This is a genomic window from Exiguobacterium sp. GL_137 (genome assembly GCF_057834585.1).
The window spans coordinates 2,079,434-2,095,618 of the sequence record NZ_CM174406.1 but is presented as its reverse complement, the minus strand read 5'-3'; the positions used below and the strand labels follow the sequence as shown (position 1 = coordinate 2,095,618).

Here is a 16,185-nt window from a genome sequence, read left to right as displayed (position 1 = left end):
TGTGGGACGTGCCATCGTCGTCACATCTGGTAAAGGTGGAGTCGGTAAGACGACGACAACTGCAAACATCGGGACAGCACTTGCGCTGATGGGGAATTCGGTTTGTCTCGTCGATACAGATATCGGTCTTCGGAATCTGGATATCGTACTTGGCCTCGACAACCGGAGTATCTATAATATCGTTGACGTCGTGACCGGACAATGTAAACTGCATCAAGCCCTCGTCCGTGATAAACGTTTTGAAGAAATGTATCTGTTACCTGCTGCTCAGTCTAAGGATAAATCATCCGTCACACCGGAACAGGTAAAAGGCATCATTGACTCATTAAAATTAGAGTATGACTTTGTTTTGATTGACTGCCCGGCAGGAATCGAGCAAGGATTCATGAATGCGATTGCCGGTGCAGACGAAGCAATTATTGTCACGACACCGGAAAAAGCTGCGGTTCAGGATGCAGACCGGATCATCGGGATGCTGGAGCGTTCGGAGCGTCAAATCGTGCCGAAGCTCGTCGTTAACCGTGTCCGCTCGCATATGATGGCGGCTGGAGATATGCTCGATATCGACGAAATCATGCGTATCTTGTCGATCGATCTGCTTGGTTTGATCGTCGATGACGAAGAAGTCATCGCGGCGTCTCACCGGGGCGTACCGGTAACGATGAATCCGGATAACCGGGCTGGTCTCGGCTACCGGAACATCACACGACGGATTCTCGGCGAATCGGTTCCGTTACTCGACATCATGGAACAGCCGCAAAAAGGATTTTTCGTGAAACTGAAAAAAATGCTTGGCATGAAATAAGATGGGGAAAAATAGACTAGAAGGGTTTTATGCTTCTAGTCTATTTTTCATGGAGGAATGAAGATGAAATGGATTAGTGAACAGACTCCGTCCCTGGAACGGGTAGCGTTGGTCGAAGGGGGGCGGGTCGTTGAATACCACGAACGGATGCGGGATGAACTTCGGGTCGGTACCTTGTTGCATGCGAAAGTTGACCGCCTGCACCCGACGCTTGAAGCGGCATTTTTGATTGCGACGGACGGGACGCCGCTTTATTTACCGATCAATGAAACGCTGGAGACGTTACGCCGTTATCCGGAAGTTCCGACGATCGGGCAAGCTGTTCAAGTCGGTCAGACCGTACTCGTACAGGTCGTAAAAGAAGGGGCAGCCCCGAAACAGCATAAAGTGACACAAAACATCACGTATGGCGGACGATTCCTCGTCTATTTCCCGTACGGACGCCGTGTGCGTTTCAGCCGGAAGCTGGATTTGGTCGTCCAACAGCAACTGGCTAAAGTGATTCCGGTGGCGGAAGAGGAAGGGATTTTATACCGGACAGAAGCGGCGCAAGCCGAAGTCGAGGTATTGATGGCGGAATTGAAGCAACTGCGTGCACGTCATCAACATATGTTACAGCAGACGACACTTGAACAGGATGAGCCGTTGATCATTCAAGAGGCGAAGCGGTTGAGTCATGTCACAGAGGCACTCGTCACGAACAGAATGGAGAAAGAGCGCCTGGAGCAGATGGGGTTTCAGGTCGAACGTCCCGTCATCAAAGGCCGCCTGCCGATTATGGAACAGGTGGACCGGACGATTGAGAAGGCGCTGGACCGGGTCGTGTGGCTCGACGGCGGGGCTTACCTGCTGATTGAAGAAGTCGAAACGATGACCGTGATTGATGTCAACAGCGGCAAGACGGTTTCCGTCAAGGAACAAAAACGGACGTTTGATCAAATCAATGAAGCGGCAGCGGTTGAAATCATGCGTCAGCTCCGTCTGCGAAATATCAGCGGGATGATTGCCGTCGATTTTTTGAGGGGATCCAGTAAAGGACAGACACGGGTGACACAACTGTTGAAGGAACGGGCAGCGCACGAATCGAAACAGATCGAAGTATACGGTTTTACGAAAATGGGTTTATGTGAACTGACACGTCAGCGACACGGGAAGTCCTTGTTCGAACGGTCACGGGATCATGGTCAGTTGTCCCGGGTCGCCATCCACCGTCAACTCGAGCCACGGTTGATGGAACTCGCGATACACGCGGAAGCAGCGGTCGTTCGCGCTCCGCTCGCTCTGCTCAGTCCGTTGCTTCTCGCCGAAAGTCCTCTTGAATTACTTCTGATAGAAGGTGAACCGGGCATTCTGTTTACCGGTACGAAAGCCGACTGTGACGATTTTGTCAAAAGACATTGAGAATCCGGCAGAACGTTATTGACAATAGTCAACTTCATTTGGTATTCTGAATAACGTTAGTTCGTTTGGAAGCACCCAAATGACTACAACCGCACAGACCGGGTCTTTAAAGCATCCGCTGCCCGTGATGGCGAGTCTGAGTTCCTAAGAGGAGGTGCACGTAATGTACGCAATTATTAAAACTGGTGGTAAACAAGTTAAAGTCGAAGCTGGCCAAGAGATCTACGTTGAGAAATTAAACGCAGACGTCGACAGCACAGTAGAATTCGGCGAAGTCTTGATCCTTGGTGGTGACGATGTTAAAGTCGGCGCTCCACTCGTAGAAGGTGCGAAGGTCGTAGCAACGGTCATCAAACACGCTCGCGCGAAAAAGATCACAGTCTTCAAAATGAAAGCTAAAAAGAACTACCGTCGTAAGCAAGGTCACCGTCAACCTTACACGAAGGTCCGCATCGAGAAAATCGAAGCGTAAGCCATGATACGTGTCAAGATTCGACGAGATGAAGCGGAGTTAATCCGTTCCATCGAAGTGACAGGACATGCCGAGTTCGCTGAGCCTGGTTTGGATTTAGTCTGTGCCGGCACATCAAGTGTGATCTTCGGGGCATACAATGCCATCGAATCACTGCTCGGGCAGGTCCTGCTCCTTGAAATGGCAGAACAACAAGAAGGTGGCTACTTTTATGTAGAACCGTATGCTGACTTAGCACCGGATGTCAGTGAACGCACCCAATTGTTACTGGAAGCGATGTTGGTCCAGCTTGGAACCATCGCTGAAAGTTACGGTGAGTTTATCCAACTTGAACAAATATAGGAGGTGGATTCCACATGTTGAAACTTAATCTTCAGTTCTTCGCATCGAAAAAAGGGGTAGGTTCGACAAAGAACGGTCGTGACTCGCAATCGAAACGCCTTGGGGCGAAACGTGCAGACGGTCAAACTGTTTCTGCTGGTTCAATCCTCTACCGCCAACGCGGTACGAAGATTCACCCAGGTATGAACGTCGGACGTGGTGGCGATGATACACTTTTCGCAACTGCAACTGGTGTCGTTCGTTTCGAACGTCTCGGACGCGACAAAAAACAAGTCAGCGTTTACCCAGCATAAGTGATCGATGAAGCAGACTCTAGCCACTTTCAGGGGTTAGGGTCTGTTTTTTTTAGGAGGGAACGGACTGATGAAGGATGAGCAGGTACTGGATCTTTTGAAGTCACTTCGTCACGAATGGTTGAATCGATTACAACTTGTTCGTTCATATAGCGCGATGGGTGACGAGGCGGCTGTTGAATCGATTTGTTCCATGTATCGGGAACAAGCGTCACGAGAAGGACGACTTTCCCTGATCGGACTACCGAAAACGGCACTCGCACTGCAACGAGCAGATTGGACAGGCCTAACTGTCGAATATGATGTAATCGAAACACCAAAGCAGATCGAGGATGCACGTGTAGCGTCTATTCTTGAAGCTGCGCTTGACATGATAGAAGTGGGGAATGGAGAAGTATCCGTGACCTTCCATGAGGGCGTGACCATCGAGATCTATCGGGATCTACTAGATATGTCGCGCCTTAAAGATCTAGTGACGCCGATGGAGATCGAGTCACAGACGGAGTATGAGTGTGTGATTGAAATCGAAAGTCTTCTTGCAGAGGAAGAAAAGTAATAGGAGGGATCTGACATGTTTGTCGATCAGGTAAATATTTATGTAAAAGCAGGAGATGGAGGACGCGGGCAAGTGGCGTTCCGTCGCGAGAAATATGTTCCAGACGGCGGTCCAGCCGGAGGAGATGGTGGACATGGTGCTCACGTCGTTCTCGAAGTGGATGAAGGACTCCGGACGTTGATGGACTTCCGTTACAAACGTCACTTTAAAGCCGTTCAAGGTGAAAACGGAATGTCGAAAGGGATGCACGGACGTAAAGCCGAGCACCTCGTCGTCAAAGTTCCACCCGGCACTGTCGTCTATGATGATGACACGGATGCAGTCATCGCTGACCTTGTCCATCACGGACAACAGGCAATCGTTGCTAAAGGTGGACGCGGCGGACGCGGGAACTCACGTTTCGCAACACCGGCAAACCCAGCTCCGGAACACGCGGAGAATGGTGAACCGGGTGAAGAGAAGTACTTGAAACTCGAACTGAAAATGCTCGCAGATGTCGGACTCGTCGGCTTCCCGAGTGTCGGGAAATCAACGATGCTGTCAATCGTCTCAGCAGCGCGTCCGAAAATTGGGGCGTATCACTTCACGACGATTACACCGAACATCGGTGTCGTCGAAACGGAAGACAGCCGCAGCTTCGTCATGGCCGATTTACCGGGTCTGATTGAAGGCGCAAGCGAAGGTGTGGGTCTTGGTCACCAGTTCCTCCGTCACGTCGAGCGGACAAAAGTCATTGTTCATGTCATCGATATGAGTGGTATGGAAGGACGCGATCCGATTGAAGATTACAATATCATCAATAAAGAGCTTGCGGACTACAACCTTCGTCTGACAGAACGACCACAAGTCGTTGTCGCAAACAAAATGGATATGCCGGATGCGGAAGCGAATCTCGAAGCGTTCAAAGAAGCGTTCCCGGGTCTTGAAGTGTTTGCCATCTCGGCAGCAACACGTCAAGGATTACGTGACCTCTTATTCCGTATTGCTGATCTTGTTGACGCGACGCCTGAATTCGGTCTCGAAGAACTGGAAGAAAAAACAGCGACACCACGTGTCGTTTACGGATATGAAGCACCGGAAGCCGGATTTACGGTTTCGAAAGATGAAGATGATTGCTTCGTCATCAAAGGGCCACGGATCGAGAAGCTGTTCACGATGACAAACTTCATGCGTGAAGAGTCAATCAAACGCTTTGCCCGGACGTTGCGTCAAATGGGTGTCGACGAAGAACTTCGTAAGATGGGTGCGATTGACGGCGACGTCGTTCGAATCCGCGACTTCGAATTCGAATTCATCGAGTCTTCGTTCTAAGAAAAAACAAGTTCATTTGAGAAATGGAGTGTGAGAGCATCGTGGACCCACTTCCCGCGGTTCAGATCATCTGGTTTTTCGTCTTGCTTGTCGTCTCGGCATTTTTCTCATCGTCCGAAACCGCGTTGTCGAGCGCGAATCGGTTACGGATTTTGCATCAGTCGGAAGAAGGAAGCCGCCGTGCGACCCAGGCACTCCGTCTGTTGCAACGGTATGAGGAAACGCTGACAGCCATCTTAATCGGGAACACCCTGTCCAATTTGGGTGTAGCGATGATTGGTGGATGGTTGACGATGACGGTATCAACGGATCTATTGGTTCGAATCAGTATTGTCTTCCTGACGTTTCTGCTCATTTTGTTATTTGGGGAGCTTATTCCTAAATCCTATGCGCGGGAACATGCGGAAACCTATGTGTTTTGGATTAGTGGTCCGCTGCATGTCTGTCTACTTCTGTTTAAGCCGGCCATCTTCTTGTTTCTGAAATTGCGACAGGTTGCGTTACTGCTGATCGGGGCTGATCCGAAAGGACCGCTCGTCACCGAACAGGAATTACGGGCTCTGGTCGATATCAGTGAAGAAGAGGGTGTCATGGACGAAGCAGGGGCGGAAATCGTGCACCGGGCGGTTGACTTCAAGAATGTCACGGTCGAAGAGGCACTGACACCGCGAACGAATATTCAAGCGATTGACATTGATGCCGGTTTTGATGAAATTTTACGTGAAGTGCAAAAAGGCGGATTCTCGCGATTGCCGGTCTATAAAGATTCGATTGATCATATCATCGGCGTTTTATCAGAACGTGACTTTTTACGGGAATTCGTCAAGCACGGACGTGTCGAGATTCGTGAATTGATTCGTCCGGTCTCATTTGTTGTTCCGCAAACCCATATCATCGATCTGTTGCCGGAACTAAAAGTCAAACAGTCACATATGGCTGTTGTACTGGATGAGTTTGGCGGTACAGCCGGTTTGATTACACTCGAGGACATTCTCGAGGAACTGGTCGGAGAGATTTGGGATGAACATGATGAGTCACTCGAATATACGAAACAAGTCAGTCCTAACCGCTATGAATGTCTGGCGGAGTACGACATTGAAGATTTCTGTCATCAATTTGACTTGGCGATGCCGGAAACGGAAGCCCAGTCACTTGGAGGATGGATCATGGAAGATGTCGGTCATATTCCGGAAGTGGGGACTCAGATGGTGTATGGACCGGTGACCTTAACCGTCCTGCATGTCGAAAACCGGCGTGTTCAAACCGTCTCAGCTGTTTTCTCGCAAAATGAATCATCAGAAGGGACGGATGATCCAACCGTCTGATCCCAATCACAAAAAAGGTCCATTCCGTTTAACGGGATGGACCTTTTTTGTGATGACAAGATCTACAGATCAAGAAGTATACAAAATTAGACATTGAGCTCTGAAACAAGAATCCCTAACCGGTCAAGGGCGTCGATTGCGGCTTGTAAAGCTTCTTCGTTATCGGCTTCGAGCGTATGAATATGAACGCCGTCCGTCAAAGTAGATAAAGGCGTTGCCTGCGTTTCTTCAAGTTGTTCAATCAATGCTCGGACATCCCGGCGGCTTTTCAGCATCAATTCCCCGGTCAAAAATCCATAGACGGGATGCTCAACGATGACATCGCGGATGATGACACCTTCGTCAACGACGGCATCACACTCCGCCTTCAATTGATCACGACCATGCCGACAGACGACTTTTTTGATATGGCGGGATCCGTCAAGCTCGGGGTGATTTAATAAATATCCCCGGGCCGTCGCGACGACAGGATGTCCCTTTGCTTTTAGTAATGATAAGTCCTGTACGATGACTTGGCGGCTGACACCTGCCTGTTTCGCTAACTTCGTACCTGTAACGGGCCGATCGCTTTGCTGAATCATCTCTAGTAACTCTTGCCGGCGTTCTTCTCCGGACTGTCTTCTTCCCATGACCATTCCTACCTTTCTAGTTCATCTGATTCCTCCAAAGAACAAAGGACATCGATACATCGCTCTACTTCCTCGGCTGTCGTCATCCGACCGAAACTGAGTCGAATCAATCCGTGAGCCGCTGCTTCATCAAAACCAATCGCACGTAAAGTCGAGTTGGGTCCATTCTCACCTGCACGACAAGCACTTCCCGCCGAGACGGCAATTCCGGCACGATTTAGGGCGAGGAGGACGAATTGACCATCCCGTTGTTTCGTATGAATGGCACAAATCGAATTGAGTTGCTGAGGTGATTCAATGATTTGGTAATAAGCAGCTGGAAGTCTTTTTTTTAGCATACCACGAAATCTTTTGCTCGATGCCTGGATCTGCTGATTTTCCTCAAGATAACGATGACACGCCATCAGGAAAGCAGCGATGCCCGGGACGTCGACAGTTCCGGGACGAATTCCGAACTCATGGTGCGCCTCATAATAGGGGCTGAACAGGGGACGTCGCAAATAGACGGCTCCGAGTCCTTTCGGTCCATAGACCTTGTGGCTGCTGATGGTATAGGCCTCGACGTCCGTTAAATCAACCGGATCTTTCAAAAAACCTTGAATCCCGTCGCAGTGAAACAAAATGCCTTTTTTTCGGCAAAAGGCAGCGATGTCAGAAACCGGAAAGATAAAACCTGTTTCTGAATTGACGTGTTGGATTGAAACGACGCCGATTTCTTCCGTACACGCTTTTTCGAACAACGCCCAATCGAATTCGCCAGTCGTTTGTAAGTCGATTGCCTGCCAGTCATGCTGCCACCGTTTCAAGGGTAACAAGACAGAATCGTGTTCCGATTTAAGTGTCAAGACAGTTGTCTTATTGGTTTGACGGAGGAGATGACTTAAAGCGATGTAGTTGGCTTCAGATCCGCTCCCCGTAAAGACAATTGTTCCTTCGGTCACACCAAGCCATTCCATTAATTTATTCCGTGCCTGCTCTAACAATCGGAGGGCGGTATCTCCCGTGTCATGAAGCGACGAACTGTTGCCATATGCATGTTCTGCCGTGTATCGATACTGTTCAAGGGCGTCCGGGTGCATGGGGGTCGTTGCCGCGTGATCTAAATAAATCATTCATTATCGTATCCTTTCGTCTTGTCACTCAGCTAAAAATATGCCAAAATTATTGTCAAGTCAATAGTAAATATTTAAGTATAGAGGTGTTTATCATATGTCTTTACATAATGTAGAGGAAGTTGATGTCTTAATCATCGGCACAGGATTAGCAGCCGTTTCAGCTGCCCTGCATCTCCCGTCTCACTTGAAGGTCATCCTTGTCTCAAAAGGGACGAAGACGGAAACGAATTCGATGCGGGCACAAGGCGGGATTGCGTCGGCATATCTGGAGGAGAACCATTTCAGTCATCAAGTTGACACGGAGCAGGCCGCGAAGGGACGGACAGATGAAACGATGATTTCATTTATCACCGCGACCGGCAGGCAGGTCATTCAAGAACTTGAAACATTTGGTGTCGTGTTTGACCGTGAAGTGACGGGCGAATATGCCTTAGGTCAAGAAGGGGCGCACTCAAGACCCCGTATTTTTCACATTGGAGGAGACCGGACAGGTGAACGAATGATGACACAACTGCTTCAGCAATTGGATCATCCTGTCATCGAGGATACCGTCATTACGGAATTGTTGATGAACAGACAACAGGTCGTCGGCGCACGCGGGTATCGCGGTCAAACGGCGGTCGTCTTTTCTGCTCGGGCTGTCATCCTGGCGACAGGCGGAATCGGCGGCTTGTTCACGGCTTCGACGAACGAACCGGACCTGACGGGTGACGGTCTGGCACTCGCGGCGCAGGTCGGAGCACGTCTATCCGATTTAGGGTACATCCAGCATCATCCGACCGTGCTTCTTCATGACGGTGTCAGTCAAGGCTTGATTACGGAGGCATTACGCGGAGCGGGTGCGTATTTGATGACAACAGACGGTCGCCGTGTGATGGCGGATCATCCGCAAGGAGACTTGGCCGCCCGGGATGAAGTCGCAAGGCGCATCACGACAGTACGCGAACAAGAACCGGTTTATCTCAATACGACGTCTGTCGAACAATTGCACCGACGCTTTCCGACGTTTGTTAAGAAATGTGAAACGTTGAACATATCACCTGGTATCGTTGAAGTGACGACCGGTGTTCACTTTTTAATGGGCGGGATTAAAACAGACCGTCTCGGGCGGACGACCGTTCCGGGACTGTATGCAGTTGGTGAGACGGCATCAACAGGATTGCATGGAAAAAATCGATTGGCCTCAAACTCGCTGCTCGAATGTTTCGTAATGGGCAAGGAATTGGCATTACGGCTTCAGTTGCCGACACGCCAGCCGTTACCGGACATAGAGATCGTACAGGAGAGAGAGCCGGAACCACTCGATTCCTCCTGGGCAGAAGCGTTAAGCGTTCATCTCGATGAACGCCTGCTTAAACAAACGCTGGAAACCTTCCAACATCAACCGGATGAACAAGGATCCGGACGGGACGCTGAACTGAGGCGTCTGCATCGGATGACGGCAAAGCTGTTACTTGAAGGAGCAATTCAACGATTAAAAGGAGAACAATCACATGAACAGATGGTACCTACGACGACAACTTGAAGATTTTTTAGTGGAGGATATCGGTCATCAGGACGTGACGAGTGAAGTATGTCTGATTGGCGATGAACAAGGAACCGGTCAATTCATGGCGAAAGAGTCCGGTATTTTTTGCGGTGAAGCTGTATTGGGCGAATTAGCTCGACTGCTCGAAGTCGAACACGAAACGATCGTCCGGGACGGACAACCGATTTCCCGCGGACAAGTGGTCGCGAAATGGTCCGGTCGCCTGCAGGCGATTCTGACGGGAGAGCGGGTCGCTTTAAATCTCATACAACGAACGTCGGGAATCGCGACCTTGACGCACCAGGCAGTAAATCTTGTCGGTGGAAAAGTCCGGATTGCCGATACACGGAAAACAACACCGGGTCTCCGGATGCTTGAAAAACATGCAGTTCGGATCGGGGGCGGATTTAATCACCGCGGTCGACTCGATGATGCCGTCATGATCAAAGATAATCACATCACCGTCGCCGGTTCAATTACAGCTGCCGTCAGTCGGGCGAAGGCACAAGTCGGTCACACGACACCGATTGAGGTGGAGGTCGAGACAAGTGAAGAGGTCAAGGAAGCAGTCGCAGCCGGTGTCGATATCATCATGCTCGACAACCGGGCACCGGAAGAGATCAAGTTGTTCCGGTCATGGATTCCGCGAACGATTACGGTCGAAGTATCAGGCGGAATCACACTGGATACGTTACCGGCATATGGTGAGTGCGGAGCAGATTATATCTCACTTGGTGCATTGACCCATTCGGCACCGGCGTTAGACATCAGTATGAAAATTGCGGGAGGAAAAAAAGATGAGTCTTAATTTATTTACAGAGCAAGGGATTCCGAGAACATACTTAGAAAAAACAGATGCAGAATTAGTGGCAATCATCGAAGGGGTCAAACTGCGGATGGGATCAAGGCTATTTTTACCGGCGCATCATTATCAAAAAGATGAGGTCGTTCAGTTTGCGGATGCAACAGGAGATTCACTCCAACTCGCGCAAGTGGCGAAACAGATGACGGATGCCGACTATACAGTTTTTTGCGGTGTTCATTTCATGGCAGAGACGGCGGATATGCTGACGGATCAACAGCATACGGTCGTCTTGCCGGATATGCGGGCCGGCTGTTCAATGGCTGATATGGCGAACGGCTTTCAGACGGAACGGGCATATGGCGTGTTGACGAACCGGTTGGGACGATCGATTCTCCCGTTGACGTATGTCAATTCAACAGCTGAAATCAAAGCGTTTGTCGGTCGTCACGGCGGAGCAACCGTTACTTCCTCGAATGCAGTTCGAATGGTCGAGTGGGCACTTGCTGAACGCGACATCCTCTTCTTCCTGCCCGATCAACATCTCGGACGGAATACGGCGCATGCCTTGGGGATTCCGCTCGAACAGATGGCTGTCTGGGATCCGATTGCCGATCAGTTGGTGTTTGACGGAGCGGATGAGGACATCCGGGTCGTACTGTGGAAGGGACATTGTTCTGTTCATGAGAAGTTCACGGTCGAACAGATTGAGCAGTTCCGTAAAGCAGATCCCGAACGGAAAATTCTTGTTCACCCGGAATGTTCCTTTGAAGTCGTCGCAGCGTCAGATTTGAATGGTTCGACAGCGTATATCATTGATCAAATCAGACAGGCGGAACCGGGAACGAAGTGGGCCATCGGGACAGAAATGAACTTAGTCCAACGGCTGGCAAAAGATTATCCGGAACTCGACATCGTGTCCTTAAATCCATTCATGTGTCCGTGTCTGACGATGAACCGGATTGATTTACCGCACCTCGCCTGGTCACTCGAACAAATTGAATCCGGTCAGCCGGTCAATGTCATCACCGTCGATCCGGAAACGACACGCTATGCAGTCCTCGCACTCGAACGGATGCTGGAACGCTCGTAACAGTACGAAAAGTAAAGCGGACTCGAACAATTCATGCACTACGAAACAGGGCAACGGAATGCGACATCCGTTGCCCTGTTTCATTTTTTTGAGAGAAGTAGAATACGCAAATTTCCATCGTGACAGTCTCAGTTATGGAGAATTACGTTTTGAAGAGCCTCCTCGTTATATGCTACAATAACACGAGAGTTTGTTAATGGATGGGAGCGTGCAAAAGTGATAGAATTCGTACGCGGCGAAGTCGCTTATGTCTGTGCGGAATTCGTGACGATCGAGGTCGGGGGGATTGGCTACAAAATCGTAGCACCGAACCCGTTTTTTTATCGGACCGGAGACGAACAGGTTATCGTATATACGTATCATTATGTCAGAGAAGACCAGGAAGTCTTGTTCGGATTCCGTTCAAGACGTGAACGGGCGCTGTTTACGAAATTGCTTGGCGTAACAGGGATTGGTCCTAAAGGATCACTTGCCATCGTGGCGTCAGGAGATGTCGATGCGCTTGTTGAAGCAATCGAGCAGGAGAAGGAAAGTTATTTGATTAAGTTCCCGGGTGTCGGTAAAAAGACAGCGAAGCAGATGACGCTTGATTTAAAAGGGAAACTGGCTGAGCTCGCACCGGACTATATTCCAAGTGAAGGATTATTTGCCCAGGGAAATGCGGAATTGAATGAAGCATGTGAAGCCTTGACGGCACTCGGATACAGTGAACGGGAAGTCGAGAAAGTCAAAAAAGCACTTCAAGGTGAAGTGTTGTCGACGGACCAATATGTGAAGCGGGCGTTGCAGTTGTTATTGAATGTGAGGTGAGAACGTGGAAGAACGGATTTTGTCAGAATCCGCACATGCGGAAGATCAGGAAGAGTGGAGTTTGCGTCCTCAGACACTGGATCAGTACATTGGTCAGGAAAAGGCGAAAGGCAATCTGAGTGTCTTTATCCAAGCAGCAAAAATCCGTCAGGAAACACTGGACCACGTCCTTTTATACGGTCCTCCCGGTCTTGGTAAGACGACGCTTGCGACGATCATTGCCAATGAGATGGGGGTCGGCATCAAGACGACAGCCGGCCCGGCGATTGAACGCCCGGGCGATTTGGCTGCCATTTTATCTTCGCTCGAACCGGGAGATGTTTTGTTCATCGATGAGATCCATCGGTTAAGCCGGTCAATTGAGGAAATTCTTTATCCGGCAATGGAAGACTATTGTCTCGATATCGTCATCGGTCAAGGCGAACTCGCCCGCAGTGTGCGGATTGATTTACCGCCGTTTACTCTCGTCGGAGCCACGACGCGGGCCGGAATGTTATCGGCTCCGCTTCGTGACCGATTTGGAGTGACGCTGAAACTCGAGTACTATACGATGCCGGAACTGTCGGCGATTGTTACGCGGACGTCCCGCTTGTTTGGTTTTGAAGCGGACCGGATGGCAGCGGAAGCGATTGCGCTCCGTTCCCGGGGAACACCCCGCGTCGCGAACCGTCTGTTGCGACGTGTCCGTGATTTTGCACAAGTCGCGCACCAAACGGCAATCGATGCGACACTGGCAACGAGCGCCCTGGATCGTCTGCATGTCGATGCACTGGGGCTGGATGACGTCGATCACCGTCTGTTACGTTCGCTTGCCGAACGGTTTGCCGGTGGACCGGTCGGCCTTGAAACGATTGCTGCGACGATCGGTGAAGATGCTCAGACGATTGAAGACGTCTATGAACCATACTTGCTGCAGCAAGGATTTTTACAACGGACACCACGCGGTCGTGTTTTGACGCCGTTTGCGCGGCAACATTTAGGATTGAAAGAAGGAAACTAAAGATGGATGTAAATTTATTTGATTTTCATTTACCGGAAGAACAGATTGCACAAGTGCCCTTGCTCGATCGGACAAGTTCGAAGCTGATGGTCGTCAATCGGGAAACCGGCGCCCTTCGGCATGAAACGTTTCACGATATCGTCTCGTATTTTAATGCAGGGGATACGCTCGTCATCAATGATACGAAGGTCTTACCGGCCCGGCTGTTTGGTGTCAAAGAAGAGACCGGCGGCAAAATCGAACTGCTGTTACTCAAACAGACAAGCGATGACGTCTGGGAGACGCTCGCGAAACCGGCGAAACGCGTCAAACCGGGAACGGTCCTGTCGTTTGGTGACGGGTTGCTCCGCGCAGAATGTGTCGAAGCACTCGAAGACGGCGGACGGATTCTGAAGTTCTCGTATACCGGAATTTTTTATGAGGTACTCGATCAGCTCGGAACGATGCCGTTGCCGCCTTATATCCATGAGCAACTCGAAGATCAGGACCGTTACCAGACGGTCTACGCCCGGGAACGGGGGAGTGCGGCAGCCCCGACTGCAGGTCTGCATTTTACACCGGAACTGTTGCAGGCCTTGACGGATAAAGGGGTTCAGCTTGCGCCGTTGACGTTGCACGTCGGACTCGGGACATTCCGTCCGGTCTCCGTCGATGATGTCGACAGCCACAAAATGCACAGTGAATACTACGAGTTACCGGAGTCTTCTGCAAAGATTTTACGGGAGACCCGTAAAAACGGCGGACGGATCATTGCCGTCGGAACAACTTCGACCCGGACACTTGAAACCGTCATCCGGGATCACGGGGATTTCGTCGAAGCATCCGGTTGGACGGATATCTTTATCTATCCGGGGCAGGAAATCAAAGGAATCGACGGCTTGATCACGAACTTCCACTTACCGAAGTCGACGTTGATCATGCTCGTATCCGCTCTAGCGACCCGTGAACACATATTACATGCCTATGAAGAAGCTGTTGCGCAAAATTACCGATTCTTTAGTTTCGGAGACGCAATGTTCTTAACGAGAGAGGAATTAAACCGATGACAAAACATGCAGTAACGTACGAACATATTAAAACGTGTAAACAATCTGGTGCGCGGTTAGGAATCGTCCATACGCCGCACGGCAGCTTCGAGACACCTGTTTTCATGCCGGTCGGTACACAAGCGACAGTCAAGACGATGGCACCGGAACAGATTAAAGACATGAATGCGAACATCATTTTGTCCAATACCTATCACCTGTGGGTCCGTCCGGGCCATGATGTCATTAAAGAAGCCGGCGGTCTGCATAAATTCATGAATTGGGACGGCGCCATCTTAACCGATTCCGGTGGATTCCAAGTCTTTTCTCTCGCTGATTTACGTAACATCACAGAGGAAGGTGTCCATTTCCGGAACCACTTGAATGGAGATAAACTGTTCCTGTCACCGGAAAAAGCAATGGAAATCCAAAATGCCCTCGGTTCTGACATCATGATGGCGTTTGACGAGTGCCCACCGTTCCCGGCTTCTCATGAATACATGAAAGCTTCTGTCGAGCGGACAAGCCGCTGGGCGGAACGTTGCCTTGAAGCACACGAACGGCCGCAGGATCAAGCATTGTTCGGTATCATTCAAGGCGGCGAGTATGAAGACTTACGCCGTCAAAGTGCCCGTGATCTTGCATCACTTGATTTCCCGGGTTATGCGGTCGGTGGTCTTTCAGTCGGAGAACCAAAAGACGTCATGTACCGCGCCCTTGATTTTACGACACCACTCATGCCGGAAGACAAGCCGCGTTACTTAATGGGCGTCGGTTCACCGGATGCCTTGATCGAAGGTGCCATTCGCGGTATCGACATGTTCGACTGTGTCTTGCCGACTCGAATTGCACGCAACGGTACGTTAATGACATCAAGCGGACGTCTTGTCGTCCGGAATGCGAAATATGCCCGTGACTTCCGTCCACTCGATGAGAAATGTGATTGCTATGCGTGTAAGAATTACTCACGTGCTTATATCCATCACTTGATCCGGGCACAGGAAACATTTGGTCTTCACCTCTGTTCGACACACAATCTTCACTTCCTCGTCAAGTTGATGGAAGGCGTCCGTCAAGCGATTCGCGAAGACCGTCTGCTTGATTTCAAAGACGAATTCTTTGAAGAATACGGTTATAATTTACCGAACGCAAAGAATTTCTGATAAATGGTCTGACAATTCCATTCTTTTTACGGTATAATGAACGTGATTTGAATGAAAAGGAGCTGACTCAGATGCAACAACTATTGACTTTCCTCCCGATGATCTTGATCTTCGTGGTGTTTTATTTCTTGTTGATTCGTCCACAGAACAAACGCCAGAAGCAAGTGCGTGAGATGCAAACCCAATTATCACGCGGTGACTCGATCGTAACGATCGGTGGCCTTCATGGGGTCGTACAAAAAGTAGATGAGACAACCGTCACATTGAAGTCGGGTAACGCGCAATTGACGTTTAACCGTAGTGCGGTCGCAGAAGTTACGAAAAAAACTACGACTGTCATGGACGACGAAATCGTCGAATAAGGCTCGAAAAAGACGCTTTCCGAATTCGGAAGCGTCTTTTCTGTTTATATATGAGAAAAACGATTGCTAAGATTACCAATTCTTATGTAAGCTAGGATAGGATAAGAAAGTTGTCTGAAAATATACAGGGATTGAGAGAAAGGACAATGTAGC

18 protein-coding genes and 1 other annotated feature are annotated in these 16,185 nt (G+C 49.9%); of the genes, 16 read left to right on the top strand and 2 right to left on the bottom strand.

Features of this window, described 5'->3' with window-relative positions:
• Position 1 precedes the first annotated feature (1 nt).
• From minD to AC3IRK_RS11060, 8 genes are all read left to right on the top strand, one after another.
• A complete protein-coding gene (gene minD / locus AC3IRK_RS11095; protein ID WP_188005451.1) occupies positions 2-805 on the top strand; it encodes a septum site-determining protein MinD in 804 nt (267 codons plus the stop codon).
• Positions 806-868: 63 nt separating this feature from the next.
• Positions 869-2,206, top strand: a complete 1,338-nt coding sequence (locus tag AC3IRK_RS11090) for a ribonuclease E/G (RefSeq protein ID WP_131972431.1) — start codon at positions 869-871, stop codon at positions 2,204-2,206.
• A 77-nt stretch (positions 2,207-2,283) separates the two neighbouring features.
• Positions 2,284-2,354 (top strand) — a sequence feature (ribosomal protein L21 leader region).
• Between the two features lie 15 nt (positions 2,355-2,369).
• The gene (rplU, locus tag AC3IRK_RS11085) at positions 2,370-2,678 is read left to right on the top strand and encodes a 50S ribosomal protein L21 (RefSeq protein ID WP_012370978.1); all 309 of its coding nucleotides are present in this window, start codon (positions 2,370-2,372) and stop codon (positions 2,676-2,678) included.
• A 3-nt stretch (positions 2,679-2,681) separates the two neighbouring features.
• Positions 2,682-3,020: a ribosomal-processing cysteine protease Prp gene (locus tag AC3IRK_RS11080; RefSeq protein WP_026827819.1), complete on the top strand. Its 339-nt coding sequence runs from the start codon at positions 2,682-2,684 to the stop codon at positions 3,018-3,020.
• A gap of 14 nt (positions 3,021-3,034) precedes the next feature.
• A complete protein-coding gene (gene rpmA, locus AC3IRK_RS11075) occupies positions 3,035-3,313 on the top strand; it encodes a 50S ribosomal protein L27 (protein ID WP_012370976.1) in 279 nt (92 codons plus the stop codon).
• Positions 3,314-3,383: 70 nt separating this feature from the next.
• On the top strand, positions 3,384-3,869 hold the full coding sequence (locus AC3IRK_RS11070; RefSeq protein WP_489169965.1) for a Spo0B domain-containing protein: 486 nt from the start codon (positions 3,384-3,386) through the stop codon (positions 3,867-3,869).
• 15 nt (positions 3,870-3,884) lie between these two features.
• Entirely contained in the window at positions 3,885-5,180 is a 1,296-nt protein-coding gene (gene obgE, locus AC3IRK_RS11065; protein ID WP_026827820.1) for a GTPase ObgE, read from the top strand.
• 41 nt (positions 5,181-5,221) lie between these two features.
• Positions 5,222-6,505: a hemolysin family protein gene (locus tag AC3IRK_RS11060; RefSeq protein WP_489169964.1), complete on the top strand. Its 1,284-nt coding sequence runs from the start codon at positions 5,222-5,224 to the stop codon at positions 6,503-6,505.
• A gap of 86 nt (positions 6,506-6,591) precedes the next feature.
• Here AC3IRK_RS11060 and AC3IRK_RS11055 read toward each other — a convergent pair whose 3' ends face one another.
• Positions 6,592-7,134: a transcription repressor NadR gene (locus AC3IRK_RS11055; protein ID WP_489169963.1), complete on the bottom strand. Its 543-nt coding sequence runs from the start codon at positions 7,132-7,134 to the stop codon at positions 6,592-6,594.
• A gap of 8 nt (positions 7,135-7,142) precedes the next feature.
• A complete protein-coding gene (locus AC3IRK_RS11050; RefSeq protein ID WP_131972433.1) occupies positions 7,143-8,246 on the bottom strand; it encodes a cysteine desulfurase family protein in 1,104 nt (367 codons plus the stop codon).
• A gap of 97 nt (positions 8,247-8,343) precedes the next feature.
• Here AC3IRK_RS11050 and AC3IRK_RS11045 point away from each other — a divergent pair, with 97 nt between their 5' ends.
• From AC3IRK_RS11045 to yajC, 8 genes are all read left to right on the top strand, one after another.
• Positions 8,344-9,774 carry an L-aspartate oxidase gene (locus tag AC3IRK_RS11045; RefSeq protein ID WP_489169962.1) on the top strand — a complete coding sequence of 477 codons (1,431 nt, stop codon included), beginning with the start codon at positions 8,344-8,346 and terminating at the stop codon, positions 9,772-9,774.
• Entirely contained in the window at positions 9,743-10,585 is an 843-nt protein-coding gene (gene nadC, locus AC3IRK_RS11040; RefSeq protein WP_489169961.1) for a carboxylating nicotinate-nucleotide diphosphorylase, read from the top strand. Before AC3IRK_RS11045 ends, nadC begins: the two co-directional genes overlap by 32 nt.
• Positions 10,575-11,672 (top strand): quinolinate synthase NadA, encoded by a 1,098-nt coding sequence (nadA, locus tag AC3IRK_RS11035; RefSeq protein ID WP_489169960.1) that lies wholly within the window; start codon positions 10,575-10,577, stop codon positions 11,670-11,672. The genes nadC and nadA overlap by 11 nt, the downstream gene beginning before the upstream one ends.
• A 216-nt stretch (positions 11,673-11,888) precedes the next feature.
• Positions 11,889-12,482, top strand: coding sequence for a Holliday junction branch migration protein RuvA (gene ruvA / locus AC3IRK_RS11030; protein WP_012370967.1), 594 nt, complete (start codon positions 11,889-11,891; stop codon positions 12,480-12,482).
• A 4-nt stretch (positions 12,483-12,486) separates the two neighbouring features.
• Positions 12,487-13,482, top strand: a complete 996-nt coding sequence (ruvB, locus tag AC3IRK_RS11025; RefSeq protein ID WP_026832440.1) for a Holliday junction branch migration DNA helicase RuvB — start codon at positions 12,487-12,489, stop codon at positions 13,480-13,482.
• Positions 13,483-13,484: 2 nt separating this feature from the next.
• Positions 13,485-14,528, top strand: a complete 1,044-nt coding sequence (queA, locus tag AC3IRK_RS11020) for a tRNA preQ1(34) S-adenosylmethionine ribosyltransferase-isomerase QueA (protein WP_489169959.1) — start codon at positions 13,485-13,487, stop codon at positions 14,526-14,528.
• Entirely contained in the window at positions 14,525-15,670 is a 1,146-nt protein-coding gene (gene tgt / locus AC3IRK_RS11015) for a tRNA guanosine(34) transglycosylase Tgt (protein WP_114595336.1), read from the top strand. Before queA ends, tgt begins: the two co-directional genes overlap by 4 nt.
• 71 nt (positions 15,671-15,741) lie before the next feature.
• On the top strand, positions 15,742-16,032 hold the full coding sequence (gene yajC, locus AC3IRK_RS11010) for a preprotein translocase subunit YajC (protein WP_012370963.1): 291 nt from the start codon (positions 15,742-15,744) through the stop codon (positions 16,030-16,032).
• Positions 16,033-16,185 lie beyond the last annotated feature (153 nt).

What these genes read in the sequence shown, in the direction of transcription:
- AC3IRK_RS11045 (WP_489169962.1), top strand. Translation starts at nt 8,344, where the DNA reads ATGTCTTTACATAATGTAGAGGAAGTTGATGTCTTAATCATCGGCACA.
- rpmA (WP_012370976.1), top strand. Translation starts at nt 3,035, where the DNA reads ATGTTGAAACTTAATCTTCAGTTCTTCGCATCGAAAAAAGGGGTAGGT.
- nadA (WP_489169960.1), top strand. Translation starts at nt 10,575, where the DNA reads ATGAGTCTTAATTTATTTACAGAGCAAGGGATTCCGAGAACATACTTA.
- tgt (WP_114595336.1), top strand. Translation starts at nt 14,525, where the DNA reads ATGACAAAACATGCAGTAACGTACGAACATATTAAAACGTGTAAACAA.
- yajC (WP_012370963.1), top strand. Translation starts at nt 15,742, where the DNA reads ATGCAACAACTATTGACTTTCCTCCCGATGATCTTGATCTTCGTGGTG.
- AC3IRK_RS11080 (WP_026827819.1), top strand. Translation starts at nt 2,682, where the DNA reads ATGATACGTGTCAAGATTCGACGAGATGAAGCGGAGTTAATCCGTTCC.
- queA (WP_489169959.1), top strand. Translation starts at nt 13,485, where the DNA reads ATGGATGTAAATTTATTTGATTTTCATTTACCGGAAGAACAGATTGCA.
- obgE (WP_026827820.1), top strand. Translation starts at nt 3,885, where the DNA reads ATGTTTGTCGATCAGGTAAATATTTATGTAAAAGCAGGAGATGGAGGA.
- AC3IRK_RS11070 (WP_489169965.1), top strand. Translation starts at nt 3,384, where the DNA reads ATGAAGGATGAGCAGGTACTGGATCTTTTGAAGTCACTTCGTCACGAA.
- AC3IRK_RS11090 (WP_131972431.1), top strand. Translation starts at nt 869, where the DNA reads ATGAAATGGATTAGTGAACAGACTCCGTCCCTGGAACGGGTAGCGTTG.
- AC3IRK_RS11055 (WP_489169963.1), bottom strand. Translation starts at nt 7,134, where the DNA reads ATGGGAAGAAGACAGTCCGGAGAAGAACGCCGGCAAGAGTTACTAGAG.
- AC3IRK_RS11050 (WP_131972433.1), bottom strand. Translation starts at nt 8,246, where the DNA reads ATGATTTATTTAGATCACGCGGCAACGACCCCCATGCACCCGGACGCC.
- nadC (WP_489169961.1), top strand. Translation starts at nt 9,743, where the DNA reads ATGAACAGATGGTACCTACGACGACAACTTGAAGATTTTTTAGTGGAG.
- rplU (WP_012370978.1), top strand. Translation starts at nt 2,370, where the DNA reads ATGTACGCAATTATTAAAACTGGTGGTAAACAAGTTAAAGTCGAAGCT.